This is a genomic window from Sphingomicrobium aestuariivivum, from assembly GCF_024721585.1.
Lineage (GTDB): Bacteria > Pseudomonadota > Alphaproteobacteria > Sphingomonadales > Sphingomonadaceae > Sphingomicrobium > Sphingomicrobium aestuariivivum.
On sequence record NZ_CP102629.1, the window covers coordinates 1,547,814 to 1,573,719 of the forward strand.

Sequence of the window (25,906 nt, forward strand, 5' to 3'; positions counted from 1 at the left end):
TCCCCCACGGGCGGGACGGCGTTTCGCGTCAGGGGAGGAAGAAGGACATCATGGCGAGCAACACGATCGACCCGGCGGCAAGCCGCGGGCCCAACCCCAATGTCGTGCTCGGCATGCTGCTCATCGCCTATATCTTCAACTTCCTCGACCGGCAGATCCTCGGCATCCTCGCCCAGCCGATCAAGGACGACCTCGGGCTGAGCGATGCGCAGTTCGGCGCGGTGGGCGGGCTCGCCTTCGCGCTGCTCTACAGCTTCTTCGGCGTGCCGCTTGCCATGCTCGCCGATCGTACCAATCGCTCGGGCGTCATAGCGGGCGCGGTCGCGGTCTGGTCAGGCTTCACCGCCCTGTGCGGCACCGCCAACAGCTTCATCCAGCTCTTCCTCTTCCGCCTCGGCGTCGGGGTCGGCGAGGCGGGCGGTGTGGCGCCTTCCTACGCGTTGATCGCCGACTATTTCCCGCCCGAACGCCGCGCCCGCGCGCTCGCCATCTTCTCGCTCGGTGTGCCCATCGGGCTCGGCGCGGGCACGGTGTTCGGCGCCTATATCGCCGAGCTCGTCAACTGGCGTGTGGCCTTTGTCGTCATGGGCGTTGCGGGCATCCTCTACGCCCCGATCTTCAAGCTCGTGGTGAAGGACAAGCCCCGCAGCCACGGCGCGCCGCAGCGGCTCGCCGACCTGTTCGCGGTCTTCCCGCTGATCGGGAAGAAGCCCAGTTTCTGGCTGCTCGCCTTCGGGGCCTCGCTGTCGAGCCTGTGCGGCTATGGCCTTGCCATCTGGATCCCCAGCGTCCTCATGCGCTCCTTCGACATGAGCCTGATCGGCGCGGGCCAGTTCATGGGCTCGCTGCTGCTCATCGGCGGCACCATCGGCGTGTTCATGGGCGGCTGGCTCGCCGACCGGCTCGGATCGAAGGACCGCCGCTGGTATGCCTGGTTGCCGGCGATCGCCTGGCTGGTCACCGCGCCGCTCTATGCGCTCGGCCTCCTGAGCGAAAACCTCGTGCTCGTCTGGGCGCTGCTCCTCATTCCCAACGCGCTCAATATCCTGTGGCTGGGACCGGTCACGACCGCGATCCAGCATATCGTGACGCCGCCACTGCGCGCGACCGCGAGCGGGGCCTTCCTCCTCATCAACAACCTCATCGGCCTTGGTGTCGGTCCGCTGCTGATCGGAGCGATCTCGGACGGCCTGCGCGAAACCTACGGGGCGGACAGCCTTCGTTATGCCGCTTTGGCGGTGCTTTCGGTCTATCTGCTCGCCGCATTGCTGATGGTGTTCGCCGCACGTCGCCTCCCGGGCGACTGGGTCGAGGAAGCCGCCGGATAGGAACGCGAATCCCGCCTTTGTCGTTTGTCACGGCGAAGGAGATTGCACATGCGTAATATTCTCTGCGGCGTGGCCGCTGCCAGTCTCGCGCTTACGCTGCCGGTGGCGGCGGGCGCGCAGCCCGAGGGCAAGGGCAAGCCTGAAAAGGCCGAACGCGGGGGCGGAAAGCCCGATCGCGCCGAGGCCCGCGGCAACGGAAACGGCAATCGCGGCAACGGCAATGCCGAACGCGGTGGGCCGCCCGACCGCGCCGAGCGCGGCCAGGCGCGCGGCAATAAGGGCAATGACGATCGCGGCCGCGGCAACGAACGTGTCCGCGTGGCGCGCGACAATGACGACCGCCGCGGTCCGCCCGCGCGCGCCAATAACGGTCGCGGCAACGATCGCATGGTCGTCCGTGACGACGGCCGCTTCGTCGTGAGCCGCGACGACCGGCGCGACATCTTCGATTATCGCAGCGGCGCCTATCGCTATGGCGATGCCAACGGGCGCGGGCTGGTCAACGGCTGCCCGCCGGGACTTGCGAAGAAGAACAATGGCTGCCTGCCGCCTGGTCAGGCCAGGAACCTCTACGGGCAGCGCGTGCCCGCGAGCTATGCCGACCGCCGGTTGTCGGGTGTGCTGAGCGACTGGTTCGGGCGCGATGACCGCTACGACTATCGCTATGGCGACGACTATATCTACCGGCTCGGCTCGAACGGGCTGATCGACGCGCTCATCCCGCTCTACGACCGCCGCGGATATTATTATCCGGTGGGGAGCCGCTATCCGTCAGCCTATGACAGCTACAACCTGCCATACCAGTATCGCAGCTATTACGATGATCCCTATTATCGCTACGGCGACGGGGCGATCTATCGCGTCGACCCCGAGACCCAGCTCATCCGCTCGGTGGTCTCGCTGCTGACGGGCGACCTCGGGGTGGGGCAGCCGCTGCCCAGCTCCTATTCGGTCTACAATGTGCCCCATGCCTATCGGGACACCTATTATGACAGCCCGCAGAACATGTACCGCTACAGCGACGGCTACATCTATCGGGTGGATCCGACGACGATGCTGATCGCCGAAGTGATCGAGGCGGTCCTGTGATCGGGGGCATCGCGCGCGCAGCGCTCATCGCCCTCCCGCTCACGCTCGCGGCCTGCGGCAATGACGGAGCGACCGAGGAAGCGGTCAGCGACGTCTCGGCCGATCCCGAAACGCTCGCTGGCGCCATCCCCGCCGACAGCCGCTTTGCTGAGGCGCTCGGTGCGGCGGGGCTCGACGGGCTGTTCGAGGGGCCCGAGCCCTATACCGTGCTCCTGCCCGCCGACGACGCCTTTCCCGCGACCCTGCCCGAGGACAAGGAAGAGCTGGCCGCGCTGGTGACGCTGCATATCCTGCCGGGCACGATCCTTGGCGAGGATATCGCCAGCGCCTTCGACCAGGCCGAGGGCGGCGAGCTCACGCTGCCGACCTATGGCGGGAGCGACCTCGTCGTCACCCGCAGCGAGGGCGGCTTCATGGTCGCGCCCGCGAGCGGCGGCGAAGCGGTTGCGCTGACCCCCGGGGACGGTCCCCTCGAAGATGGCGCGGTGCACCGTGTCGGCGGGCTCCTCGGCGGCTAGTCGCGGGTCTCGGGCGGGCGGGCGCCGCCGGCTTTTCCCTCCGATTGCGACCCTTATTTGCGGGGCCTTGCGCCGTCCCGGGCGTAGGAAAGGCATCGGTCGGAAATCGTGCCCGCCATACCGCCCGCCGCGGTATCGCGAGAGGTTCGCCAGCATCCGGCCCGAGGAGGCCGGATGTCCATTTCGAGAAGCGCTTTTTTCTCTCGCCGCGGGATCGGCCTGCTGCTCCCCTTTGCCGGTGCGATGTTGCCGGGCGCGGCGCTCGCCGCCGCCGCCTATGCGCTTGCTGCGGTGGTCGGGCTCCCGCTGCTCTTCTGGCCGGTCAGTGCGCTGGCCGTGGCCGTCATGCACGGACAGCCGCCTGCCCTGCGCCGTTCGCTGGTCGCGGGGCTGGCGAGCGGGGTCGCGATAGCGGCGGCGTTGCAGCCGGCGGCGGGCGCGCTCGCGTGGCTCGCGGGCCCGATTCACGCGGCCGAAGTGCTTGCGGTGAGCTACTGGCTGTCGCGAACGTCCGAAAATCGCACCGAAACGGAGAAAGGCGGGGGGCCACAACCGCTCGACGTGTCGCTCGTGCGCCTGCTGGGCACGACCCAGCTGGCCAGCCTCCTTGCCGCTGCCGGCCTCTGGCTGGTCTCGGGAGGCCTGGCCAGTGGTGTCGCCGCTTTGGCCGCAACCTTCCTCGCGCTGTCGCTCGGCCACCTCCTGCTGCTCCCGCCGATTCTCGCGGGACGTTCGGCCGCGGCGTCGGCGGCAGCGCCCGGCACCGACCGCGCGGCGCGCGCGCTGCTCATCCTTGCCGCCACGCTGCTCGTGCTTGCCGCTTTCACGCGGCCGCCCTCGCTCTTCCTCCTGCCGCTGGTGCCCGTGCTCTTGCTGGCATCCTACCGGCTCGCGCCTGCCGCGATGATGACCGCAATCCTCGGCTGGACCGCGCTTGCCGCGGTCGCTAGCGCGGCGGGCATGGGGCCGATCGCGGTGATGGCGGGGTCCACGGGGGAAGCGGCGCTGTGGCTGCAACTGTTCACCGCCAGCCTTCTCCTCGTCGCGCTACCCGTGCGGGCGCTCGCACTGGAACGCGATGGCGCCGCCGCGCGCGCCGCCACGGGCGACCGCCTCATCCGTTCGATCGCCGAACAGTCGCGCGCGGCCATGCTGCATTGCGATGCCGCCGGACGTCCTCTTTGGGCCAACGGGCCGTGGCGCGACTTCGCCGGCCTGTCCGACGACGTCCCGCTCGGTGACGACTGGCTGCGGCTTCTCGACCCCAGTGACGCCGTCCGCTTCGACCTCGCCTGGTCGCGCGCGCTCGTGGTCAAGGAAGATGCCATGCTCGACGTGCGCGTCCCGCAGGGCGACAGCATCGCGGATTATCGCATGCGGATCGCCGCGCTGGTCGAGCAGGACCGCTGCACCGGCTTCCTCCTCCTGCTCGAGGACCGCACCGCGCAGCGCCGCGATGCCGAGGCACTCGAGCGCAGCGAGCGGCTCTACCGCCTCGTCGCCGAAAACAGCCGAGACATCATCTTCCGGCTCGATCTCGAGGCCAATGTGCTGTTCGCTTCCTCGGCGGCCGAGCGGGTCCTCGGCCTGTTGCCCGAGGATCTGTGCGGCCAGTCGATCCGGCCCTATGTCCACGGCAACGACTGGCCGGTCTTCACCCATATCCTGTCCGACCTGCTGATCGGCGCCGAGCCGCCCGAGCTGCGCTTCCGCTTGCGTCACGAGGACGGGCAGTGGCGCTGGGTCGAGGCGATGTTCCAGCTGGTCTACCATCCGTCGGGCCACCCGCGCGAGATGATCGCCACCGTGCGCGACATCCACCGCCGCCAGCTGATCGAGGACATGATGACCGAGAGCGCGGGCAAGCTGCGCGAGTCCAACCGCCTCCTCACGCTGGCCGAGGAACTGGCGCAGGTCGCGCACTGGCGCTTCTCGTTCGTCGATGGTGGCTTCGATCACGGCCACCAGCTCTACCGCATGCTCGGGCAGGTGCCGGGCCGGTTGATCGAGGCACGCGCGCTGTTGCGCCAGCTCGACGGCGCGGCGCGACACACGCTGCTCAATGCCGTTCGCGAGGCCCGCCGCCGCAAGTCGAGCGTGGAATGCGCGGTTGACTTCAGTGCGGGCGAGGAACGGCGCCATGTGCGCATCGCGCTCCACGCCGACCGCGACCCGCGCGGCGAGGCCGTCGGGGTCATCGGCGTGGTGCGCGATATCACCGAGGAGCGACAGGCGCATCGCGAGATCGTCTCGGCCCGCGACGCGGCCCGCGCGGCAGCGAGGGCCAAGGCGCAGTTCCTTGCCGTCATGAGTCACGAGATCCGTACGCCCATGACCGGCGTCATTGGCCTCATCGACCTCCTCCGCGAGGACGGGGACGCGGTCGCGCGCGAGGCCAATCTCGCGACCCTTGCGCAGAGCGCCGAGGAGCTGATGGGCATTCTCGACGAACTGCTCGACTATTGGCAGATCGAGGGCGGCCATCTCGAACTGGAGATGCGCGACTTTCGCGTCGAGGAGCTGGTTGCCGAGACGCTCGACCAGCATGCCCCCGCCGCCCGCGCGAAGGGGCTTTCGCTCCGGCTCGAGGCCGATGTCGGCAACCCGTTGCCTGCCCGCGGCGATGCAGCGCGGGTGCGGCAGATCTTCTCCACCCTCCTGTCCAACGCGATCAAGTTCACTGCCGAGGGCGAGGTGGTGGTCGAGCTGGCGCGCCGCTCGCGGATCGACGAGCAATTGTGGACGCTGGCCGTGCGCGACAGCGGGGCGGGCATTTCGCCGGCCGTGATGGAGCGATTGTTCGAACCCTTCGGGCAGGCCGATTCCAGCCTGTCGCGCGGCGCGGGCGGTGCGGGGCTCGGACTGGCGATGGCGCAGCGACTGGCGGGCGCGATGGGGGGACGCATCCATGTCGAAAGCGACCGTCATCATGGCAGCCGGTTCAGCCTGACGCTGACCCTGCCGGTTGGCGAGGAGCCGGTGCCCCTGCCGCGTCAGGAGGTCGCGACCGGCGCCGCGCTCGACCTGCTCGTCGCCGAGGACAATGCGGTCAACCAGATGCTGATCCACTCGATGCTGGCAGCGCGCGGGCACCGTGTGACCTGTGTCGGCAACGGGCTCGCGGCCGTCGATGCCGTGCGGGGCGGGAGCTTCGACGCCGTGGTGATGGACATGCAGATGCCCGAGATGGACGGCATCGCGGCGACCCGCCAGATCCGCGCACTCGGCGGGCAGCGGGGCCGAGTACCCGTCATCGCGCTGTCTGCCGATGCCTCGCCCGAGCGCCGGCGATTCTACGACAATGTCGGGCTCGACGCCTTCCTCACCAAGCCGATCGACCGCGCCGCGCTGTTCGACACGCTCGACCGGCTCGTGTCGGCGAGCGCGGGCGTGGCGGCAGAGTTACGGCAGGGGCAGGACGAGGCCGGCGGCCAGGGTGCGGAGCTTAAAGCGCGTGCCGCGGGCACCGGCGATGGCGACGGGGGGACGCCGGTGCTGCTCGATGGCGATCGGCTCGAGGAACTCGGGCAAGTACTCGGGGCGCAACGGCTCGACAATCTGCTCGGGCTCCTGAGGGTCGAGCTCGAACTGCGCCCCGGACAGATCGCGCGTGCGATCGCCGATGGTGACCTCCCCAAGGTGGCGAGCGAGGCGCATGTCCTGAAAGGCGCGGCGGGCAGCGCGGGAGCAGCGAGGGTGGCCGCCCTGGCCGCTCGCCTCGAGACCGCCGCGGATCTCGATGAGGCATCGCTGCGCCTTGCCGCGATCGAGCGTGCCGCGGAGGAGACGCTGGCCGTGCTCGGGAAGCGGGAGAATATTCTCCCGCCGGCGACCGAACGCCGCGCCTGACGCGGACAGGTCATTGCCCGGGGCGTCGTTCGGCCCTGTCCAACCCTTGCAGCAAGACACCGCTCCTGCGTCGCGGCGGGCCGTTGCCCCGCCAGCACCGCCCGGAGGCGAAACACGGCGGGTGCGCGAAAGGGCTGGCACAGTTGAATCGTCGCGTTATAACGAAGAATGACCCGGCCGATCCCGGCCGTGACCACATGACTTTGCGGGGGCTTGCAGCACATGAAAGCGACGTTGGAACGGGCGGTTCTCCTCAAGAGCCTCGGCCATGTTCAATCGGTGGTGGAGCGCCGCAACACCATCCCGATCCTGTCGAACGTGCTCCTCGAAGCCGGGGACAACGGCCTCCGCCTGATGGCAACCGACCTCGACCTGCAGGTCGACGAAACCGTGGCCGCCGACGTTTCGCAGGCCGGTGCGACGACCGTGCCCGCGCACACCTTCTTCGACATCGTCCGCAAGCTGCCCGAAGGCGCGCAGGTCGAGCTGACCGCCGCCGACGGCAAGATGCAGGTCGTTGCCGGCCGTGCCCGCTTCAACCTCCAGACGCTGCCGCGCGACGACTTCCCCGTCATCGCCGAGGGCGAGCTGCCGCACCGTTTCGAGCTGCCCGCAGCCACGCTACGCCAGATCATCGACAAGACGCGTTTCGCCATCTCGAACGAGGAAACGCGCTATTACCTCATGGGCATCTTCTTCCACGTCACCGAGGATGCGATGAAGGCCGCCGCGACCGACGGCCACCGCCTCGCCCGCGTGACCGTCGAGAAGCCCGAAGGGTCGGACGGCATGCCCGACATCATCGTGCCCAAGAAGTGCGTCGGCGAATTGCGCAAGCTGCTCGACGAGGTCGAGGGCACGGTCGAGGTGTCGCTGTCGGATTCGAAAATCCGGTTCGGCCTCGGCTCGGCGGTCCTCACCTCCAAGCTCATCGACGGCAAGTTCCCCGACTACAACCGCGTCATCCCGACCGCGAACGACAAGCTCCTGAAGCTCGATCCCAAGAGCTTCATGGCGGGTGTCGACCGCGTCGCGACCATTGCCAGCGAGAAGACCCGCGCGGTCAAGATGGCGGTGTCGGACAATACGGTCACGCTGTCGGTGACCAGCCCCGAAAATGGCGTCGCGGTGGAAGAGATCCCCGCCGACTACAAGAATGACGGGCTCGAGATCGGCTTCAACGCGCGCTATCTCATGGACATCCTCCACGAGATCGAGGGCGACACGGTGGAGGTGCATCTTGCCGATGCCGCCGCGCCGACGCTGCTGCGCGAGAAGGACGACAGCCCTGCGCTCTACGTCCTGATGCCGATGCGCGTCTGACGCGTCGATCATCGACCTTCAGCAAAAGAGGGGCGGCACGGATCTCGTGGCCGCCCCTTTTCCTTACGAAGCGCCGTGGCCAGCCGGGCGTCGGTGACTTGGTTTTCCGGCAGGGTGGTCCTGACAAGCGGCGTGATTGTCAGGCACGCTTGATCCGCCGCCTGTGGCGGGCCAAGCAAGGGGCGTGATCAGCCGCCTCGCCCTCACCGATTTTCGCAACCATCGCGATACGCTGATCAAGCCGGCGGCGGGATTCAACCTGCTGACGGGCCCCAACGGGGCGGGCAAGACCAACATCCTCGAGGCGATCAGCCTGCTGTCGCCGGGGCGGGGCCTCCGTCGCGCGGCGCTAAGGACGATGGCGCGTAGCGACGGGGCGGGCGGCTTCGCCATCGCCGCGCGGCTCGAGGATGGAAGCGAGGTGGGCGTGGGGACGCAGGCCAATGCGCCCGACCGGCGCGTGGTGCGGATCAACGGCGCCAATGCCTCGGCCAGCGCGCTAGCCGAGCGCATCGCCATCCTGTGGCTTACACCCGCGATGGACCGCCTGTTCCTCGAGGGGGCGACGGGGCGGCGGGCGTTCCTCGACCGGCTGACATTGGCGCTCGAGCCCGAGCATGCGCGCAATGCGAGCCTCTATGAACAGGCGATGCGCGAGCGTAACCGGCTATTGTCGGAGGAGGAGCGACCCGACCCGGCCTGGCTCGACGGGCTCGAGTTGCGCATGGCCGAGGCGGGACACGCGCTGCACGATGCCCGGGTGCGCACCGTCGCCGCGCTCGACGGCGCGGGGGCGGGCGATGACGATTTTCCCGCCGCGCGGCTGGCGCTGGAGGGCTTCGACGGCGACGATCTCGCGCGGGCGCTGGCCGAAGGGCGGCGGCGCGATGCGGCGGCGGGGCGTACGCTCGCCGGCCCGCACCGCAGCGATCTTGCGGTCACCTATGCCGCCAAGGGCCAAGCGGCTGCCGACTGTTCGACCGGCGAGCAGAAGGCGCTGTTGCTCGGACTGGTGCTGGCGCATGCCAACAAGGTGAGCGAGGCGCGCGGGCTCGATCCGGTCCTGCTCCTCGACGAGGTGGCGGCCCATCTCGATCCGGCGCGCCGCGCCGCGCTCTACACCCGCCTCGAGGGACGCGGGCAGGTGTTCATGACGGGCACCGAAGCCGCGCTGTTCGACGCGGTCGATGACGCCGCGCGTTTCACCGTGCGCGGTGGCGCTCTGGTTCGGGATTAGTCTTGCCGAAGGCGGCCTCGTGCGCCGCGCACAGCCGCTCGCGGTCACGTTCGTCGTCGAGTTGCGACAGCGCGCGATCGAGCGTTTCCCTCGCGAGCGCATGGAAGGGCGCGCGATGCTCGCCGGCATGGTGGGCGACCGAGCCGAGCACGTCCTGCAACCGCATCTGAACCTCGACCAGCTGCGCTCCGTCGCGGGCAATGGGGACGAGCAGGTCGCGCACCATTTCCTCGAGGCTGAGCGCGGGTTCGACCACGTCGTCGATCGCGCGCTCGCCATTGGTATTGCAAGCCTCGACGAAGCGGTCGAACACGCGGAGCCCGGCGGCCAGCACGGCGATGGCGGTGCCGGGGTCGTTGACCGCGGGCGAAAGCGCGCGGCTCGCGATCTCGCCAAGCACGGTGATGCCGAAGCGCGGGTCCTGGTCGAAATCGCGGGCATCGCGCACCGTGAAGGCGGCGCCGAGCCGGTCGGAAAAATCCTTGCCTTCCTCACCTTCGCTCTCGGCCGCGAGCTTGGTCCACGCCAAAGGGCGGTCGCGCCCGACGAAAGTGCCGGAGGGCGCGCCGACATGGACGATGACCTCGCCCTCCTTTGCCAGTTCGCCGAGCGCCTTGCGGTCGATGTGAGCGACATAGCCGCTTCGAGAGGGGAAGGCGGTGCAGGCGGCGCGGCCGGCGGGGTGGCGCGGGTCGCGCCCCGACAGCTTCAGCGGCCCCGAATAATCGGTGACCGCGTCGATGGCCTTGCGCTCGACCCGCTCGATGGTGTCGGAGACGCGGCCGAAATGGGCGAGCTGGTCGATCCAGCGCAGGAGGACGATCGAGATCCAGGCGATGACGCCGACCGTCCCGACCAGCAGGACGGCGCGGCCCTGCACGCCGTAGTAATTGGCCTTGAGCGCGATGATGCCGACGATCGAGAAGAGGAAGGCGCCGAGGAAGGTGGACAGGGCATTTTGCGCGGAGGCGTCCTCGACCAGCAGTTCGGTCGCCCTCGGCGTGCCGTTCTGGCTGGCGCCCGAGAAGGCGGTGACCATCGCGGTCATCGAGAAGGTCGTCACCGCGAGCATCGAGGAGGCAAGGACGGTCAGGACATTGTCGACCGCATCCGAGCCGATCCGCCCGAAATCATAGGGAATGAGCGGCGCGAGCTGGTTGGCGGCCAGCGCGAGCAGGACCGACAGGAAGGCGATGAGCGCGGCGCGGAACCAGATCCGCCGCGTGATGTGGGTGATGAACCAGCGCCATCTCGGCATTGGCGAGAAACTCCTGCTTTTGCCCCCAACGATGGAGCGGCGCTTTCGTCGCATCCGCTGCTGCGCTAGCGTTGGCCATCAGTGGGAGACGAGCGTGGCGATCGACCGGCGGGGGATGTTGATGGCGACAGGCGCCGCGGCGGCGCTTGGCACCGCGCCCCTCGCCCGCGCGGCGCAGGGACAGGCGCAGCAAAGCGAGGGCGCGATCGCGGTCCGCCTCCTCGAACGCTACCACCCGGGGCTGTTGCGCTATCAGTCGGTGCGCGACTGGCAGCAGCGCGCCTCGGGCTTCGCCGCTAGCTTCGATCGCGAGACGCGTCCGGCCGCACGGTTCGTGAAGCTCGCCCGGCTGCTTGGCGCGATCCGCTGCAGCCATACGCACATCAACCCCTTCAACCAGTCCGACGAGATGGTCGCGCGCCATTATGCGACCGGTTCACGGCTGCTGCCGTTCGACTTCGAATGGCGCGGGGGGCGTATGTTCGTGACGGGCGATCCCCATGGCGTCGGGCTCGAGGGGGGGCGCGAAGTCTCGACAGTCGATGGTGGCGGTGTCCTTGCGATCCAGGCCGCAATGCTCCCGATGACGCGCGCCGATGGCGGTCTCGATAACAAGCGCCGCGCGCTACTGTCGGTCGGCAAGGCGCGTCGGTTCGAGACGTTCGACTGGCTCGCCGCACCGCTGATGAACGTTCGCGAGACGGTGGTTCTGGGGCTTGGCAGGCGCGGGCAGCGGCAGGAGCTGCGACGCGTCCCGACGATCACGCTGGCAGGGCGCCGCGCCGTGGCTCCGCCGCCGCTGCCGCGCGATGCCGACATGCCCTGGTGGACGATGGAGACGCGCGGGGACATCGCCGTGCTCACTATGCCGAGCTGGGCGGTGTTCAACACGCGCTGGGACTGGAAGGGCTGGCTCGACACCGCGATGGACGGGATCGCGCGCGACGGCACGCGGGCGCTGGTCATCGACCTGCGCGGCAACGAGGGGGGCTATTTCGACTGCGGCCGCGCGCTGCTCGAACGGCTCGCCGCCGCTCCTGTCCCGCTGCCTGCCGAACAACGGCTCAGCCGGCTCGGGACGGTGGCCGAGGAGGATCGCCCCTATCTCACCACCTGGGACGATAGCCTCTACACGATCGGCGCCGCCTTTCGTGCGGCGGGCAACGGTTTCCGCGAGGTTCCTCGAGAGGGCGACCGCACGATCCGGCCGCGCGGGCAACGGTTCGCCGGCCCCGTGGCGGTGCTCGTGGGAGCCGACAACAGCTCGGCGACCGGCATCTTCGCGGAGATCGTCAAGGCGCATCGTCTCGGGCTGCTGGTCGGGCAGGAGACGGGGCGTAACCGCCGCGGGGGCAATGGCGATGCCTTCTTCTTCGCCCGCCTGCCGCGCGCGGACCTGGGCTTTGATATCCCGCTGGTGGCGAGCCATCGGCGCGGCTTCCATGCCGATCGCGGGACGCTTCCCGACGTGCCCGTTCCGCTCGCCGCGACGCTGCGGACCGACGGGGTGGACGTGACGCTCGAGGCTGCGCTCCGAAGCCTTGGCGCGCGGGGGTGAAAACAGGGCCGAAAGGCTTGGTTTCGCTGCCCGTTTCTGCCATAAATCGGTGATGAAATCCGGGTTCAGCCTTCCCACCACCGAGCGCCCCTTCGCGGCGGCCTGCTGACGACCCCGGAAACCCCTTCCAAAGCATTGAGAAACTTGCGGAAAATCCATGGCTGAAGAACAGAACAAATCGCAATATGGCGCCGACAGCATCAAGGTGCTCAAGGGCCTCGACGCGGTGCGCAAGCGTCCCGGCATGTACATCGGCGACACCGATGACGGATCGGGCCTTCACCACATGGTTTTCGAGGTCTCCGATAATGCCATCGACGAAGCGCTCGCGGGGCACTGCGACCGCGTCCTCATCACCCTCAATGCCGACGGATCGGTCAGCGTCGAGGACAACGGCCGCGGCATCCCCGTCGACATGCACAAGGAAGAAGGGGTGAGCGCGGCCGAGGTCATCATGACCCAGCTCCACGCTGGCGGTAAGTTCGAGAATACCTCCGACGACAATGCCTACAAGGTGTCGGGCGGTCTCCACGGCGTCGGCGTCTCGGTCGTCAACGCCTTGAGCGAATGGCTCGAACTGACCATCTGGCGCGACGGCAAGGAGCATTGGATGCGCTTCGAGCATGGCGATGCGGTCGAAAGCCTGCGCGTCACCGGCGAGGCGCAGGGCAAGAAGGGGACCAAGGTCACCTTCCTGCCGAGCCCCGCGACCTTCAAGATCGTCGAATTCGACTTCGACCGTCTCGAACACCGTTTCCGCGAACTGGCCTTCCTCAACTCGGGCGTGCGCATCCTCCTCGCTGACGAGCGCCATGACGAGCGCAAGGAAGTCGAGATGTATTACGAGGGCGGGATCGCCGCCTTCGTGCAATATCTCGATCGCGCCAAGACCGCGCTGCTGCCCGAGCCGATCGCTATCACCGGCCAGCGCGACGACATCGGCATCGAGGTCGCGCTCGAGTGGAACGACAGCTATTACGAGAATGTCCTCTGCTTCACGAACAACATCCCGCAGCGTGACGGCGGTACGCACCTCGCGGCTTTCCGCGCCGCGCTGACGCGCACGCTCAATGCCTATGCCGACCAGACGGGCCTGCTGAAGAAGCAGAAGGTGAACCTTACCGGCGACGACATGCGCGAGGGCCTGACCGCCATCGTGTCGGTCAAGCTGCCCGACCCCAAGTTCAGCTCGCAGACCAAGGACAAGCTGGTCAGCTCGGAGGTGCGCTCGCCGCTCGAAAGCCTGATGGCCGACAAGATGCGCGAATGGCTGGAAGAGAACCCGCAGCACGCCAAGGACGTCATCCAGAAAGTGATCGACGCCGCTGCCGCGCGCGAGGCCGCCAAGCGGGCGCGCGAGATGACCCGCAAGGGTGCGATGACGGTTGCGAGCCTGCCGGGCAAGCTCGCCGACTGCCAGGAAAAGGATCCGTCCAAGTCCGAACTGTTCCTGGTCGAGGGTGACTCGGCAGGCGGCTCGGCCAAGCAGGGCCGCGACCGCAAGACGCAGGCGATCCTCCCGCTGAAAGGCAAGATCCTCAACGTCGAGCGCGCGCGCTTCGACCGCATGCTGTCCTCGAAGGAAGTCGGCACGCTGATCCAGGCGCTGGGTACCGGCATCGGGCGCGAGGACTTCAATCTCGAGAAGCTGCGCTATCACAAGATCGTGATCATGACCGACGCCGACGTCGACGGCGCGCATATCCGCACGCTCCTGCTCACCTTCTTCTATCGCCAGATGCCCGAGCTCGTCGAAGCCGGTCACCTCTACATCGCCCAGCCGCCGCTCTACAAAGTCGCGCGCGGCAAGAGCGAGGTGTACCTGAAGGACAATGCCGCGCTCGACGATTATCTCGTCGATGCCGGCATCGAGGGGCTGGTCCTCGACACCGACCAGGGTAGTCGCTCGGGCGCCGACCTGCGCAGCCTAGTCGACCATGCGCGCCGGATGCGCACCGTGCTCGGCTATGCACCGCGCAAATACGACCCCGCGTTCATCGAGACGCTGGCGCTCGCCGGCGTGCTCGAACCCAACCTGCCCAAGGCCGACCTCGACAAGGCGGTCACCCGCGCGGTGGCGCGCCTGCAGGCGGGCGATCTCGAGGCCGAATGGTCGGGCCAGATGGACGGCGAGGACCTCGTCCTCAAGCGCGAATGGCGCGGCGTGACCGACGCCATGCGTTTCGGCACCGGCTTCCTCCACTCGGCCGAAGCGCGCAAGCTCGCCGCGCTCGCCAAGGAACAGGCCGACAGCTATCTCACCCCCGCCGTCCTCAAGAAGGGCGATGCGGAAGATGGGAAGACCACGGCGATCACCCGCCCGACGGGCCTTCTCGACGCAGTGCTTGCCGCGGGCCGCAAGGGCCTGTCGATCCAGCGCTACAAAGGCCTCGGCGAGATGAACGCCGACCAGCTGTGGGAAACCACGCTCGATCCGGACGTGCGCTCGCTGCTCAAGGTCGAGGTCGACCAGGCCGACGTGGCCGACGAGATCTTCACCCGCCTGATGGGCGATGTCGTCGAGCCGCGCCGCGAATTCATCCAGGACAATGCGCTCAACGTCGCGAACCTCGACGTCTAGCGGAACGGGACGCCTAAGGAGGCGGTTGGTCCGGGCATGAGCCTCACCATCGCCTCCTTCAACATCCGCAAGGCGATCGGGACCGATCGCAAGCGCGATCCCTCGCGCATCCTGCGGGTGCTGGAGGAAGTGAACCCCGACATCGTCGTGCTGCAGGAGGCCGACAAGCGCGTGGGCACGCGCGGCGCGGCGCTGCCTCACGAGATCATCGCGGCGCACGGCCATTGGCGGCCGGTGCCGGCGGCGCGCAGCCATGACAAGCTCCTCGACCTCCTGCCCGAACATCCGCTGACGCGGCCGCTGCTCGACCGGCTCGATACGCGCAACATCGGCTGGCACGGCAATGCGATCCTCGTGCGCGAGGACCATGAGGTCGAACAGGCGATGTGCCTCGACCTGCCAAGCCTCGAGCCGCGCGGTGCCCTGTTGGCGGAGCTGACCGTAGACCAGCAACCGCTGCGGATTATCGGCTCGCACCTCGACCTGTCGGGGCTCTATCGCAAGCGGCAGGTGGCGCATCTCCTCGAGACGATCGACGCGCTGGGCCACGACCGCCCCACGATCATCGCGGGCGATACCAACGAGTGGCGAACGGGGACCAACAGCCTCGATGCGCTCGAGGAGCGCTTTGCCTGCGCGGCCTGCGGGCCGAGCTATCACACGCGCAAACCCATCGCGACATTGGACCGCATCTTCGTCGACAAGCGGCTGACCGTCTATGAGAGCGGGGTGCATCGCAGCCCGGCGGCGCGCCGCGCCAGCGATCATTTGCCGGTCTGGGCGAAGGTCGGCTTTGCCGCGCCGGTGAAGGCGGACTAGCCCCCGCCCTGCATCTTGCGCTGGCGGCGCCGCTGGACCGAGGAGCCGATCCCCATCGCCTCGCGATATTTGGCGACAGTGCGGCGGGCGAGGTCATAGCCCTGCGCCTTTAACGCGGTGACCAGCGCATCGTCGGAGAGGATCTTGTCCTCCTCGTCGATAAGCTTCTTGATCGCCGCCTTGACCGCGAGCGCGCTGGCGCCGTCCTCGCTATCGGCCGAGCCGACCCCCGAGCCGAAGAAATATTTGAGTTCGTAGAGACCGCGCTCGCAGAAGAGATATTTGTTCGAGGTCACGCGGCTGACGGTCGATTCATGCACTTCGATCTTCTCGGCCACCTGCGCGAGGGTGAGGGGCTTGAGCGCGGACACGCCTTCGCGGAAGAAGCCTTCCTGCACGCGGACGATCTCGATCGCGGTCTTGAGGATGGTCTGGGCGCGCTGGTCCAGCGCCTTGACGAGCCAGTTGGCGCTCTGGAGATGGTCGGCGAGCCAGGCCTTGGACGCCTTGTCCGAGGCGCTGGATTTCAATTCGGCGTGATAGGCGCGGTTGACGAGAACGCGGGGCAGGGCGTCAGGATTGAGTTCGACCTGCCAGCCCTCCTTGCTTTCGCGAACGAGGACATCGGGCAGGATCTCCGTCGCGGGGGTGGAGGAGAATTGGCAGCCGGGCTTCGGGTCGTATGCGCGCAGCTCGCGGACCATGTCGGCAAGGTCTTCCTCGTCGACGCGGCAAATGCGCAGGAGGTCCTTCATCCGACCCTTGGCGAGGAGGTCGAGATTGTCGATGAGCCGCGCCATCGCGGGATCGTAGCGGTCGGCGGCCTTGGCCTGCAGCGCGAGGCACTCGCTCAGGCTGCGCGCGCCGACGCCGGGCGGGTCGAGCTCCTGCACGAGCGCGAGGGCTTCCTCCACCTCTACCACTTCGGCGCCGAGGCTGTCGGCGATGTCATCGAGCGATCGTTCGAGATAGCCGGTCTCGGCGAGACTGTGGACGATGGCTTCGGCGAGCGCGCCCAGCGTGCCGGAAAGGCCGGTCATCTGCTCGAGGAGATGCTCCTTGAGGCTGTGCGGGCGCGCTTCGAGGCGGTCGAAGTCGAACGCCTCGCCCGCCTCGGCCATCGGCAGGTCGGGCAGGCTGTCGGTATCGCGCGCGGCGTCGGTCATGTCGTAATCGAGCGCGCCGCCCTCGGCATCGAAGCTGTCGGCGCCGCTGGGGTCGGGGGCATCGTCGAAACCGTCGCCGATCTCCTCGGGGGTCGACTCGGGTTTCTCGCCGCCTTCCTCCAGCAGCGGGTTCTTGGCCAGTTCCTGGGCGACCACCGCCTCGATCTCGAGGCTCGACAGCGCGAGCAGCTTGATGGCCTGCTGCAGCTGCTGGGTCATCACCAGCGACTGCGTCTGGCGGATGTCGAGGGAGGGGCCGAGCGCCATCAGGACGCCTTAGAGGGCGAAGCTTTCGCCGAGATAAAGGCGCCGCACCTCGGCATCGGCGACGAGAGCCTGCGGGGTGCCCTGGAACAGCACCTGCCCGTCATAGATGATGCAGGCACGGTCGACGATATCGAGCATCTCGCGGACATTATGGTCGGTAATGAGCACCCCGATGTCGCGTTGCTTCAATTCCTTGATGAGGTCGCGGATGTCGCCGATCGACAGCGGGTCGATGCCCGCGAAGGGTTCGTCGAGCAGCATGATCGAGGGACTGGCGGCAAGCGCGCGGGCGATTTCGCAGCGGCGGCGTTCGCCCCCCGAAAGCGCCATCGCCGAGCTTTCGCGAAGGCGCTGGAGGCCGAATTCGTCGAGCAGCGTCTCGAGCCGTTCCTCGCGCGCGCGCTTGTCGGGCTCGGCGATCTCGAGCACCGAGAGGATGTTCTGCTCGACCGTGAGTCCACGGAAGATCGAGGTCTCCTGCGGCAGATAGCCGAGGCCGAGGATGGCACGGCGGTACATCGGCAGGCCCGTGATGTCGTTGCCGTCGAGGATGATGCGCCCGCTGTCGGGGCGCACGAGGCCCATGACCGAATAGAAGCTGGTCGTCTTGCCCGCGCCATTGGGGCCGAGCAGGCCGACCACCTCGCCGCGTGCCACTGCCATCGACACGTCCTTCAGCACGACATTCTTGCCGTAGCTCTTGGCGATCGAATTCACCTGGAGGCCGCGATAGGCGACTTCCTCGGGAACCTCGCTGAGGTCGGTGCGGTGAAGGTCGGCCTGGTCGTGCATCAATCGCGTTCCGGCACCGTGAAGCGCCCGGTGACGCGGCCGCCGCGCTGGTCGACGCCGCGCGGACCGCCGTCGATCACCGCGCGCCCCGAATCGAGGTCGATGGTGAGACGCGAGCCGCGCAATTCGTTGCGCCCCTGCTTGAGCTCGACATCGCCGACGAGCGTGATGATCCCGCCGTCGAGGTCATAGACGGCATAGTCGCCGCGCGCGGTCTCGGCGCCCGAACTGACGGTCACCCCGCCCGAGGCGTCGAGCCGCTTGATGTCGATGCCGCCGTCGGAGGCATAAGCGATGCGCAGCTGCGCGGTGTTGAGGGTCAGCCCCGCCTGCTGCACGACGACATTGCCGACGAACAGCGCGCGGTCGTCGCGGTCCTGCACCTCGATACGGTCGGCCGCGACCTCGACGGGGGCCGAGATGTCGTGGCCGCGCAGCGCCGAGGCGGTGTCCTGCGTGAAGGCCGACGCGCCGGTGGCGGCGGCGAGGAGGAAAGCGGCGAGGAGCGACTTGGCATGCATATTGCTCATCTGAAGGCCCCTTGCTCGATTTTCAAGCGTGCTCGCTTGGTAAGGCTGATCGTGCGCTGGTCGAGATTGGCATAAAGTCCGCCGGCCTCGAACTTGCCAAGGCGCGTCGACCCCGAGACGGCCCCGTCGGACTGGAGGATCTTGGTATCGAGGTCGAGCGTCACCTTCTCGGTGTCGAGGCGATAGCCGTCGGGCCCGGTGACCCGCAGCGGTCCCGGCACGGCGATAACCTTCTCCTCGATGTCGTAGCGCGCGCGCGGGGCGATAACCGTAATCGGGCCCTCGCCGGTCTCGAGGCGCGCGGCCATGCCGTCGATGTTGACGATCGGCACGCGGCTCGTCTCCTGGACAGCTTCCGAAGCGACGATGAGGAACTTTCGGCCCTGTGCATCCTCGCCGCGGTAGCGCGCCTTTTCGACCCGCATCCGCTCCTCGGCCTGTTCGACCTCGGTCTTGTCGAGGATGAAGGTGTTTTCCTCGCGGTTCGAGAAAGGCGCGAAGGCGAGGATCGCGAACATGACGACGAAGGCGGCGGGCAACAGCCACTTGGCGAGCCGGACGACGCTGTCGTGCCGGCTTCCGGGCTCGGCCCAGTGGCGCTTGATGGCGCGTTGCTTCCGGGCCGCCTGGCTCATCGCCTAGCTATGCGCCAGGAGGTCGACCTCGTCCCAGCCCTCGAGATCGAGCAGCGCGCGGGTGGGCAGGAAGTCGAAGATGCCGTTGGCCAGTTCCATGCGATGTTCACGCAGGAGGCGGCGGTCGAGTTCCTCTTTCAGGCGATGCAGGAAGCGGACGTCGCTCGCGGCATAGTCGCGCTGCGCCTCGGAAAGCTCGGGGCCGCCCCAGTCGGACGACTGCTGCTGCTTGGAGATGTCCTCGCCGAGCAGTTCCTTGACGAGCTCCTTGAGGCCGTGACGGTCGGTATAGGTGCGAACGAGGCGGCTGGCGGTGCGGGTGCAATAGAGCGGCGCGGCCATGATGCCGAGATAGGCGGCCATGATGCCGATGTCGAAGCGCGCGAAATGATAGAGCTTGAGGCGGTCCTCGTCGCCGAGCAGCGCTTTCAGGTTGGGCGCGGCATAATCGGAGTCGGGCGAGAAGCGGACGAGATGCTCATCGCCCGAACCGTCCGAGAGTTGCACGAGGCAGAGGCGGTCGCGGCCCGGCATGAGACCCATCGCCTCGGTGTCGACCGCGATCGGACCGTCCGCGAACGTCACGTCGTCGGGCAGGTCTTCCTCGTGAAAATATACCGCCATTACCGCATCTTCCTTCAAGTCGATCGAACTGTTGCGGCGCTCATAGCCTTGCTCATGCCCGAGGGCCAGAGGCCTGCTCCGGCCAAAATGCCACGAAACGGTAGGAGTGACATGGTTTATAGTGTAAGCAACACAGCGAATGCGGGCCGAATCCCCGGATTCGGTCTAGGATGGGGGGAGTGTCCCGGTAAGCCCCCATTTGTCTCACTTGTTTCCGGGACGGAATATAAAGTCTGGACGGGCATGGGTTACGATAGAGGGCGCAAGGGTGATCGCGGTGGACGCGGTCGTGACAAGCGCGAAGGCGGTTTCTTCGGCGAGGACAATTACCAGGATCGCGGCGGTTTCGACGACCGTAGCGGTGGTGGTGGCGGCTACCGCGGTGGCGGTGGCGGCGGTGGTTATCGCGGCGGTGGCGGCGGTGGCGGCTACGGTGGAGACCGTGGCGGTTACGGCGGCGGTGGCGGCGGTGGCGGCGGTGGCGGCTACGGCGGCGACCGTGGCGGTGATCGCGGCGGTTACGGCGGCGGCGGCGGTGGCGGTGGCTATCGCGGCGGCGGCGGCGGTGGCGGCGGCTTCCGTGGCGGCGGCGGTGGCGGGATGCCTCCGCAGGTCGTCGGCGAAGGCAAGGGCGTCGTCAAATTCTTCAACCCGCAGAAGGGCTTCGGCTTCATCGTCCGTGACGATGGCGGCGAAGATGTCTTCGTGCACATCAGCGCGGTCGAACAGGCCGGTCTCAGCGACCTCGCCGACGGCCAGCCGCTCAACTTCACGCTGGTCGATCGCGGCGGGCGCATTTCGGCGACCAACCTCGAGATCGAGGGCGAACCGATGGCGGTCGAACGTGGCGGCGGCGCAGCAGCCGGTGGCAACACCCGCGAGCTGACCGGCGAGAGCGCGACCGGTACGGTCAAGTTCTTCAACGCCATGAAGGGCTTCGGCTTCATCCAGCGCGATGACGGCCAGCCCGATGCGTTCGTGCACATCAGTGCGGTCGAGCGCGCCGGCCTGCAGTCGGTCAACGAAGGCGACCGCTTCGAATTCGACCTCGAGGTCGATCGTCGCGGCAAGACCGCGGCGGTGAACCTGAAGCCGGCCAGCTAGGCCGCTTCTTCACCATCGACGAACAAGGGGTCGCTGCCTTCGGGGAGCGGCCCTTTTTCGTTGCGCGCCTCTCGGGCCACCGTGGCTGCGACACGGGGCAGCGGACGTTGGTGGAAAAGTGGTTGAATGCATGCGGCCGACCGCCGACCCTCGCGCGTGACAGGAAAATCCCCCGATTGGAGAATGACTTATGCTGACGCTCATGGCGCTGGCGCTGCAGGGCGCCCCCATCACCGACACCTCGAGCCTCGAATATGACCTGCAGTGCGTCTCGGCACTGTCCTTCGTCTCGCAGCAGGAAGGCGTCGACCGGGCGCAGCTGGTGCCGATGTCGACCTTCTTCCTTGGCCGGATCGACGCGCGCGGCACGAGCGGCGCGGCGCTGAAAGCGGCGGGCGAGCGGGCGATGGCCAAGCTCGAAGGGGCGGACGTCAACGCCGTGCTCCAGCATTGCTCGGGCCGCATCGATGCCGCCAATGCCAAGCTGCAGGCGCTCGAAAGCTAGGGCTCAGGTCACCAGCTTCATGAGGCCGGCGATAGTGTCGGCTTCATGGGCGGGCTTGTCGTCGCGGATGCGGGCGATGCGCGGAAAGCGCATGGCGAGGCCCGACTTGTGCCGCGCGCTGGTATGGATCGAATCGAAGGCGACCTCGAGGACGAGGCTCTTCTCCACCTCGCGGACCGGGCCGAAGCGATTGACCGTGTTCTGCCGGACGAACTTGTCGAGCCATTTCAGCTCCTCGTCGGTGAAGCCGAAATAGGCCTTGCCCACGGGGAGCAATTGCCCGTCCTCGGTCCAGCAGCCGAAGGTATAGTCCGAAAAGAAGCTCGAGCGTTTCCCGCTGCCGCGCTGGGCATACATCATGACACAGTCGGCGGTCAGCGGATCGCGCTTCCATTTGTACCACAGCCCGACCTTTCGACCCGCGACATAGGGCGAATCACGCCGTTTGAGCATGAGCCCCTCGACGCCCGAATCGCGGGCTTCCTCGCGCAGGGCTTGGAGATGGTCGAAGGACCGCGCCTCGACAATCTCGGAAAGGTCGAAGCGGTCGGGGTCGAGCCGCGGCAGGAAAGACTCGAGGCGCGTGCGCCGTTCGCTCCAGCCCATCTGGCGCACGTCCTCGCGGCCGTGGATGAGGATGTCGTAGAGCCGGACGAAGGCGGGGGCTTCCTTCAGCATCTTCGTGCTGACGGTCTTGCGCCCGAGCCGTTGCTGGAGCGCGTTGAAGCTGCCCGCCTCGCCGCCCTGCGCAGCGCCGCGCACGAGCAATTCGCCGTCGACCACCCCTTCCTCCTCGAAGGCGGCGCAGACATCGGGGAAGCTCGCGCCGATATCGTCCCCCGTGCGGCTGTAAAGGCGGGTCTCACCCGAGGCGCGCACCAGCTGGACGCGGATCCCGTCCCATTTCCACTCGGCGGCATAGTCGGCGAGGTCGACCTTCTCGTCATCCTCGAGCGGATGGGCGAGCATGAAGGGGCGGAAGACGGGCAGGTCGGCGACGTCGGGCGCCTCGCTGCGTCCCTCGGCCCAGTCGAACAGCTCCGTGAAGGGCGGGGCATAGGCGTGCCACACCTCTTCGACCGCATCGACATCGAGGTCGAAGGCTTGGGCGAAGGCGACCTTGGCGAGGCGCGCGGAGACGCCGACCCGCAAGCCGCCGCTCGCCAGCTTGATCAGCGCATAGCGGCCCGAAGGATCGAGATGGTCGAGCATCTCGGCGAGGAGGGCGGGGGCGTCGGCCTTCTTCGCGGCGGTCAGCTGAGCGACCGCGTCGGAAAGGCGGAGGGTGCCATCATCGATCATCGGGCGCCCGTCGGCGGCCTGGTCCCAGAGGAGCGAGATGGTCTCCGCCGAATCGCCGACATAGTCGCGGCTCATCTTGTAGAGGATGGGGTCGATCCGCTCCTCGGCCAGAGCGCGGATGGCGGCGGGCTTTACATGCGGGATGTCGAGCGTGTCGGTGAGCGCGGCGAGCGCCAGCCCGCGATCGGGATCGGGCTGGCTCTTGAGATAGTCACCGATCCGGCGCAGCTTGGCATTGCGGCTGCGCGTGTAGGTGAGGTCGTCGAGCAGTTGCGAAAAGGGACGCATGGTTGCTCAACCGCCCAGCCGGCAGTTTCGCTCCTAACCCTTCTGGGCCGCCTCGAAGAGGAACCAGGCGCGCTCTTCAGCGGCGTCGGTCCATTCGTCGACGATGGCGCTGGTGGCATTGTCCTTGGCCTCGTCGGCGACGTCCTTCAGCTCGCGCAGCGTCGCGACCAGCGCAAGATTGTCGTCGCGCAGTTCCTTGAGCATGTCGGCGGGGGCGACGAACTCCTCGTCATTGTCTTCGAGCGTCTGGTGACGGCCGACATCGCCTATCGAGCGCAACGTGGTGCCGCCCGTCTTGCGTACCCGCTCGGCGATGGCATCGGTCGTGCCGAGGATGGCGGAGGCCTGCTCGTCGAACATCAGGTGATAGTCGCGAAAATGCGGGCCCGAGACGTGCCAGTGGAAATTCTTGGTCTTGAGATAGAGCGCGTAGCTGTCGGCGAGCACGCGGTTGAGGCCGGTCGCGACATCGTCGATCTTGTTGGACTTGAGGTCGGTCGGGGTGGCCAGCTTGGCGGTAGTCATGCTTGTCTCCGTTCGATTCGCTTGTCTTGCCTGTCCAACGAACGGCACGGGGCACGGGTTCTAGGGAGTTTCTCGGTCACAGGGATCGGTCCGCTCACTTGACAGAATCGCGACAATGCGACAAAGACGCGCTCGATCCGGGGCGGCCGAAAGCGCCGCCTTTCTTTTTTCACTGTTTTTCTAGCGGGATAGACCATGGCCAAGCCGGCAACCGTCAAGATCAAGCTCGTCAGCACTGCCGACACGGGCTTCTTCTACGTCACCAAGAAGAATCCGCGGAATATCACCGAAAAGATGAGCTTCCGTAAGTATGACCCGATCGTGCGCAAGCACGTCGAGTTCAAGGAAGCCAAGATCAAGTAGTCGCTTTCGCTGTCCCGCGCGGGCAGCGAATCGCTACTTCACGCGCCGGCACTGTCGGCAGCGGGCGGAACGGGGTCGCTTGCGGCCCCGTTTTCCTGTGCTTGCGCGGCGCCTTCCACGCCGTCCGATTCGCGCTCCTCGCAGGCCGACTTCACGGGGCCCTTGGCGAGCAAATCCTCGACCGCCTCGGCGAAGCGCGCGACCGAGATCGGCTTGGAGACATAGGCCTGCGCGCCCGCCTCGCGGATGCGGTCGTCATCGCCCTCGCCGGCATAGGCCGTGACTGCCATGATCGGTACGCAGCACAACTCCTCGTCGGCGCGCAGCCGGCGCATCAGCTCCATGCCGTCGACATGCGGCAGCTGGATATCGGTGATGACAAGGTCGGGCTTGAGCTCGCGCGCGGTGTCCATCGCCTCGCGGCTGTCGGTCACGCCGCGCGTGTCATGCCCGTGCGCATTGAGAAGATCGCAGAACAGCTTGATGTTGAGGGCATTGTCCTCGACAATCATGATCCTTGCCATCATGAACCCTTCTGACGCGACTTCAGACGCGACTTTGCGACCACTTCTCAGGCGGCAATAGGCGATGATGCCCGAAAAACCAAACGACCCGCATATCCTGGGCCTCAAGGCCCTCGCCGCGACACTCGGAGAGCAGCGCCGCGCCGACCGGCTGTTGGCCACCACCGGCCTGTCGGTCGAGGCCCTGCGCGCCGGTGCTGCCGATCCGGCGATGCTTGCCGCGACGCTCGCCTTCCTCGAGGCGCACGAGCCCGATCTCCTCGACGTGGCGGGCGAAATCGGGGTGAAGCCCGAGGAACTTGTCGCCAGCCGGGCGTTTCTCGAACGATGATCGATCTCCAGACCCGGCGCCGCGGGCGCCCGCTTCTCATCTGCGACTGCGACGAGGTGCTGCTGCACATGGTGGCGCATTTCGAGGCGTGGCTCGATGAATCGGAGAATATCCACTTCGACCTCGAAAGCGGCGAATTTGCCGACGGGCTGACCTATCGCGATGGCGGTCATACGGTGCCCGAGGAGGAGGTCTGGCCGCTCCTCGAGAAATTCTTCCGCCGCGAGATGCACCGCCAGACGCTGGTGCCCGGCGCAAGGGAAGCCCTCGAGACGCTGGGCGAGCATGGCGACATCGTCATCCTCACCAATATCGGTCACGAGGCGCATGGCTTTCGCGTCGAGCAACTGCGCGGCTTCGGGCTCGATCACGAGGTGGTGACCAATCGCGGTGGCAAAGGGCGCCCCGTGCTCAAGCTGCTCCAGCGCCACCATCCGAGCGCTGCCGTCTTTGTCGACGACCTCCATTCGCAGCACCGCTCTGTGAAGAAGCATGCGCCGGGCGTGCGGCGGCTGCACATGGTCGCCGAACCCCGCCTCGCCCCCGCCATCCCGGCGTCGCACCATGCCCATGCACGGATCGACGACTGGGCATTGGCGACGCAATGGATTCTCGAACAATGGGGACGCTCATGAGCCGCATCGCCTTCATCACCGGGGCGACCTCGGGCATCGGCGCGGCAAGTGCGCGGGCGCTGGCGGGCGAGGGCTGGCGGATCATCGGGCTGGGCCGCCGCAAGGACCGGCTCGAAGCGCTAGCAGACGAGCTCGGCGAGGGCTTCCTTCCCATCACGGGTGATATGCGCGACCTCGAGGACCTGCAGCGCATCGTGCGCCAGCTTCCCGAAGAGTGGCAGGGGGTCGACCTCCTCCTCAACAATGCCGGCCTCGCGCCGCCAATGGACGATTTCCAGGATGCCGACCTGTCGGCTCAGCTCAACGCCATGCACACCAACATGGACGGACTGGTCGCGCTGACCCGGGCGCTGCTGCCGAGCCTGATCGAGCGCAAGGGCAGTATCATCAACCTGTCGAGCGTGGCGGGCAGCTACCCCTATCGCGGCGGCGCGGTCTATGGCGCGACCAAGGCCTTTCTCACCCAGTTCGGCCTGTCGTTGCGCTCGGACCTTTCGGGCACGGGGGTGCGCGTCACCTCGATCGAGCCCGGCATGGTCGAGACCGAGTTCACGCTGGTGCGCAACGGCGGTGACCATGAGGCCTCCGACAAGCTCTATGCCGACATGGACCCGCTGACCGCCGATGACATCGCCGAGGCGGTGCGCTGGTGCGCGATGCTGCCTGCCAATGTGAACATCAACCGCCTCGAGGTGATGCCGACCAACCAGAGCTTCGCGGGCTTCAGCGTTCACCGCGATACTTGACGCTTTACT

At 67.4% G+C, this 25,906-nt stretch carries 23 protein-coding genes and 1 pseudogene; 15 read left to right on the top strand and 9 right to left on the bottom strand.

Annotated elements, in window-relative coordinates:
- Positions 1–50 precede the first annotated feature (50 nt).
- The 6 genes from NUW81_RS08025 (at position 51) to recF (ending at position 9,344) form a co-directional block, all read left to right on the top strand.
- Positions 51–1,328, top strand: a complete 1,278-nt coding sequence (locus NUW81_RS08025; protein WP_245112228.1) for a spinster family MFS transporter — start codon at positions 51–53, stop codon at positions 1,326–1,328.
- A gap of 48 nt (positions 1,329–1,376) precedes the next feature.
- Positions 1,377–2,417 carry a hypothetical protein gene (locus NUW81_RS08030; RefSeq protein WP_245112230.1) on the top strand — a complete coding sequence of 347 codons (1,041 nt, stop codon included), beginning with the start codon at positions 1,377–1,379 and terminating at the stop codon, positions 2,415–2,417.
- Positions 2,414–2,935 (top strand): fasciclin domain-containing protein, encoded by a 522-nt coding sequence (locus NUW81_RS08035; RefSeq protein WP_245112233.1) that lies wholly within the window; start codon positions 2,414–2,416, stop codon positions 2,933–2,935. Before NUW81_RS08030 ends, NUW81_RS08035 begins: the two co-directional genes overlap by 4 nt.
- Before the next feature lie 174 nt (positions 2,936–3,109).
- The gene (locus NUW81_RS08040; RefSeq protein WP_245112236.1) at positions 3,110–6,784 is read left to right on the top strand and encodes a PAS domain S-box protein; all 3,675 of its coding nucleotides are present in this window, start codon (positions 3,110–3,112) and stop codon (positions 6,782–6,784) included.
- A 222-nt stretch (positions 6,785–7,006) separates the two neighbouring features.
- Complete coding sequence (dnaN, locus tag NUW81_RS08045) at positions 7,007–8,107, top strand: DNA polymerase III subunit beta (RefSeq protein ID WP_245112238.1); 1,101 nt, start codon at positions 7,007–7,009, stop codon at positions 8,105–8,107.
- Between the two features lie 184 nt (positions 8,108–8,291).
- On the top strand, positions 8,292–9,344 hold the full coding sequence (gene recF, locus NUW81_RS08050; protein WP_245112241.1) for a DNA replication/repair protein RecF: 1,053 nt from the start codon (positions 8,292–8,294) through the stop codon (positions 9,342–9,344).
- Here the strand turns inward: recF and NUW81_RS08055 are convergent.
- Positions 9,310–10,602, bottom strand: coding sequence for a DUF2254 domain-containing protein (locus NUW81_RS08055; RefSeq protein WP_245112244.1), 1,293 nt, complete (start codon positions 10,600–10,602; stop codon positions 9,310–9,312). The genes recF and NUW81_RS08055 overlap by 35 nt on opposite strands.
- Between NUW81_RS08055 and NUW81_RS08060 the strand changes: the two genes are divergently transcribed.
- The 3 genes from NUW81_RS08060 to NUW81_RS08070 all read left to right on the top strand — a co-directional run bounded on the left by NUW81_RS08060 (position 10,538) and on the right by NUW81_RS08070 (position 15,560).
- Positions 10,538–12,160 carry a S41 family peptidase gene (locus tag NUW81_RS08060; RefSeq protein WP_245112248.1) on the top strand — a complete coding sequence of 541 codons (1,623 nt, stop codon included), beginning with the start codon at positions 10,538–10,540 and terminating at the stop codon, positions 12,158–12,160. The two genes, NUW81_RS08055 and NUW81_RS08060, sit on opposite strands and share 65 nt — an antisense overlap.
- A gap of 157 nt (positions 12,161–12,317) precedes the next feature.
- Positions 12,318–14,741, top strand: a complete 2,424-nt coding sequence (gene gyrB / locus NUW81_RS08065) for a DNA topoisomerase (ATP-hydrolyzing) subunit B (RefSeq protein ID WP_245112251.1) — start codon at positions 12,318–12,320, stop codon at positions 14,739–14,741.
- A gap of 36 nt (positions 14,742–14,777) precedes the next feature.
- Positions 14,778–15,560 (top strand): endonuclease/exonuclease/phosphatase family protein, encoded by a 783-nt coding sequence (locus NUW81_RS08070; protein WP_245112256.1) that lies wholly within the window; start codon positions 14,778–14,780, stop codon positions 15,558–15,560.
- On the opposite strand, the gene rpoN is transcribed toward NUW81_RS08070, so the two are convergent.
- The 5 genes from rpoN to NUW81_RS08095 are packed head-to-tail and all read right to left on the bottom strand — an operon-like array spanning position 15,557 to position 19,574.
- The gene (gene rpoN / locus NUW81_RS08075; RefSeq protein ID WP_245112257.1) at positions 15,557–16,993 is read right to left on the bottom strand and encodes an RNA polymerase factor sigma-54; all 1,437 of its coding nucleotides are present in this window, start codon (positions 16,991–16,993) and stop codon (positions 15,557–15,559) included. The two genes, NUW81_RS08070 and rpoN, sit on opposite strands and share 4 nt — an antisense overlap.
- Before the next feature lie 9 nt (positions 16,994–17,002).
- On the bottom strand, positions 17,003–17,785 hold the full coding sequence (gene lptB / locus NUW81_RS08080) for an LPS export ABC transporter ATP-binding protein (protein ID WP_245112259.1): 783 nt from the start codon (positions 17,783–17,785) through the stop codon (positions 17,003–17,005).
- Positions 17,785–18,315 carry an LptA/OstA family protein gene (locus NUW81_RS08085; RefSeq protein WP_245112261.1) on the bottom strand — a complete coding sequence of 177 codons (531 nt, stop codon included), beginning with the start codon at positions 18,313–18,315 and terminating at the stop codon, positions 17,785–17,787. Before NUW81_RS08085 ends, lptB begins: the two co-directional genes overlap by 1 nt.
- A complete protein-coding gene (lptC, locus tag NUW81_RS08090; RefSeq protein WP_245112263.1) occupies positions 18,312–18,950 on the bottom strand; it encodes an LPS export ABC transporter periplasmic protein LptC in 639 nt (212 codons plus the stop codon). The genes NUW81_RS08085 and lptC overlap by 4 nt, the downstream gene beginning before the upstream one ends.
- Positions 18,951–18,953: 3 nt before the next feature.
- On the bottom strand, positions 18,954–19,574 hold the full coding sequence (locus NUW81_RS08095) for a ribonuclease D (protein WP_245112264.1): 621 nt from the start codon (positions 19,572–19,574) through the stop codon (positions 18,954–18,956).
- Positions 19,575–19,817: 243 nt separating this feature from the next.
- On the opposite strand from NUW81_RS08095, the gene NUW81_RS12030 reads away from it, so the two are divergent.
- Both NUW81_RS12030 and NUW81_RS08110 read left to right on the top strand, forming a co-directional pair.
- Positions 19,818–20,678 carry a cold-shock protein gene (locus tag NUW81_RS12030; protein ID WP_280638882.1) on the top strand — a complete coding sequence of 287 codons (861 nt, stop codon included), beginning with the start codon at positions 19,818–19,820 and terminating at the stop codon, positions 20,676–20,678.
- A 190-nt stretch (positions 20,679–20,868) separates the two neighbouring features.
- Positions 20,869–21,183, top strand: a complete 315-nt coding sequence (locus NUW81_RS08110) for a hypothetical protein (RefSeq protein WP_245112265.1) — start codon at positions 20,869–20,871, stop codon at positions 21,181–21,183.
- A 3-nt stretch (positions 21,184–21,186) separates the two neighbouring features.
- Here NUW81_RS08110 and NUW81_RS08115 read toward each other — a convergent pair whose 3' ends face one another.
- Both NUW81_RS08115 and NUW81_RS08120 read right to left on the bottom strand, forming a co-directional pair.
- Positions 21,187–22,773, bottom strand: coding sequence for a cisplatin damage response ATP-dependent DNA ligase (locus NUW81_RS08115; RefSeq protein ID WP_245112267.1), 1,587 nt, complete (start codon positions 22,771–22,773; stop codon positions 21,187–21,189).
- Between the two features lie 33 nt (positions 22,774–22,806).
- The gene (locus NUW81_RS08120) at positions 22,807–23,298 is read right to left on the bottom strand and encodes a Dps family protein (protein WP_245112270.1); all 492 of its coding nucleotides are present in this window, start codon (positions 23,296–23,298) and stop codon (positions 22,807–22,809) included.
- Positions 23,299–23,493: 195 nt separating this feature from the next.
- On the opposite strand from NUW81_RS08120, the gene rpmG reads away from it, so the two are divergent.
- Complete coding sequence (gene rpmG / locus NUW81_RS08125) at positions 23,494–23,661, top strand: 50S ribosomal protein L33 (RefSeq protein WP_245112271.1); 168 nt, start codon at positions 23,494–23,496, stop codon at positions 23,659–23,661.
- 167 nt (positions 23,662–23,828) lie between these two features.
- Here the strand turns inward: rpmG and NUW81_RS08130 are convergent.
- A pseudogene (locus tag NUW81_RS08130) lies at positions 23,829–24,188 on the bottom strand (response regulator); the annotation flags it as partial.
- A 61-nt stretch (positions 24,189–24,249) separates the two neighbouring features.
- Between NUW81_RS08130 and NUW81_RS08135 the strand changes: the two are divergent.
- The 3 genes from NUW81_RS08135 to NUW81_RS08145 are packed head-to-tail and all read left to right on the top strand — an operon-like array spanning position 24,250 to position 25,897.
- Positions 24,250–24,516, top strand: coding sequence for a DUF3572 family protein (locus tag NUW81_RS08135; RefSeq protein WP_245112272.1), 267 nt, complete (start codon positions 24,250–24,252; stop codon positions 24,514–24,516).
- Entirely contained in the window at positions 24,513–25,151 is a 639-nt protein-coding gene (locus tag NUW81_RS08140) for an HAD family hydrolase (protein WP_245112273.1), read from the top strand. Before NUW81_RS08135 ends, NUW81_RS08140 begins: the two co-directional genes overlap by 4 nt.
- The gene (locus NUW81_RS08145) at positions 25,148–25,897 is read left to right on the top strand and encodes an SDR family NAD(P)-dependent oxidoreductase (RefSeq protein ID WP_245112274.1); all 750 of its coding nucleotides are present in this window, start codon (positions 25,148–25,150) and stop codon (positions 25,895–25,897) included. Before NUW81_RS08140 ends, NUW81_RS08145 begins: the two co-directional genes overlap by 4 nt.
- The last annotated feature ends 9 nt before the right edge of the window (positions 25,898–25,906 follow it).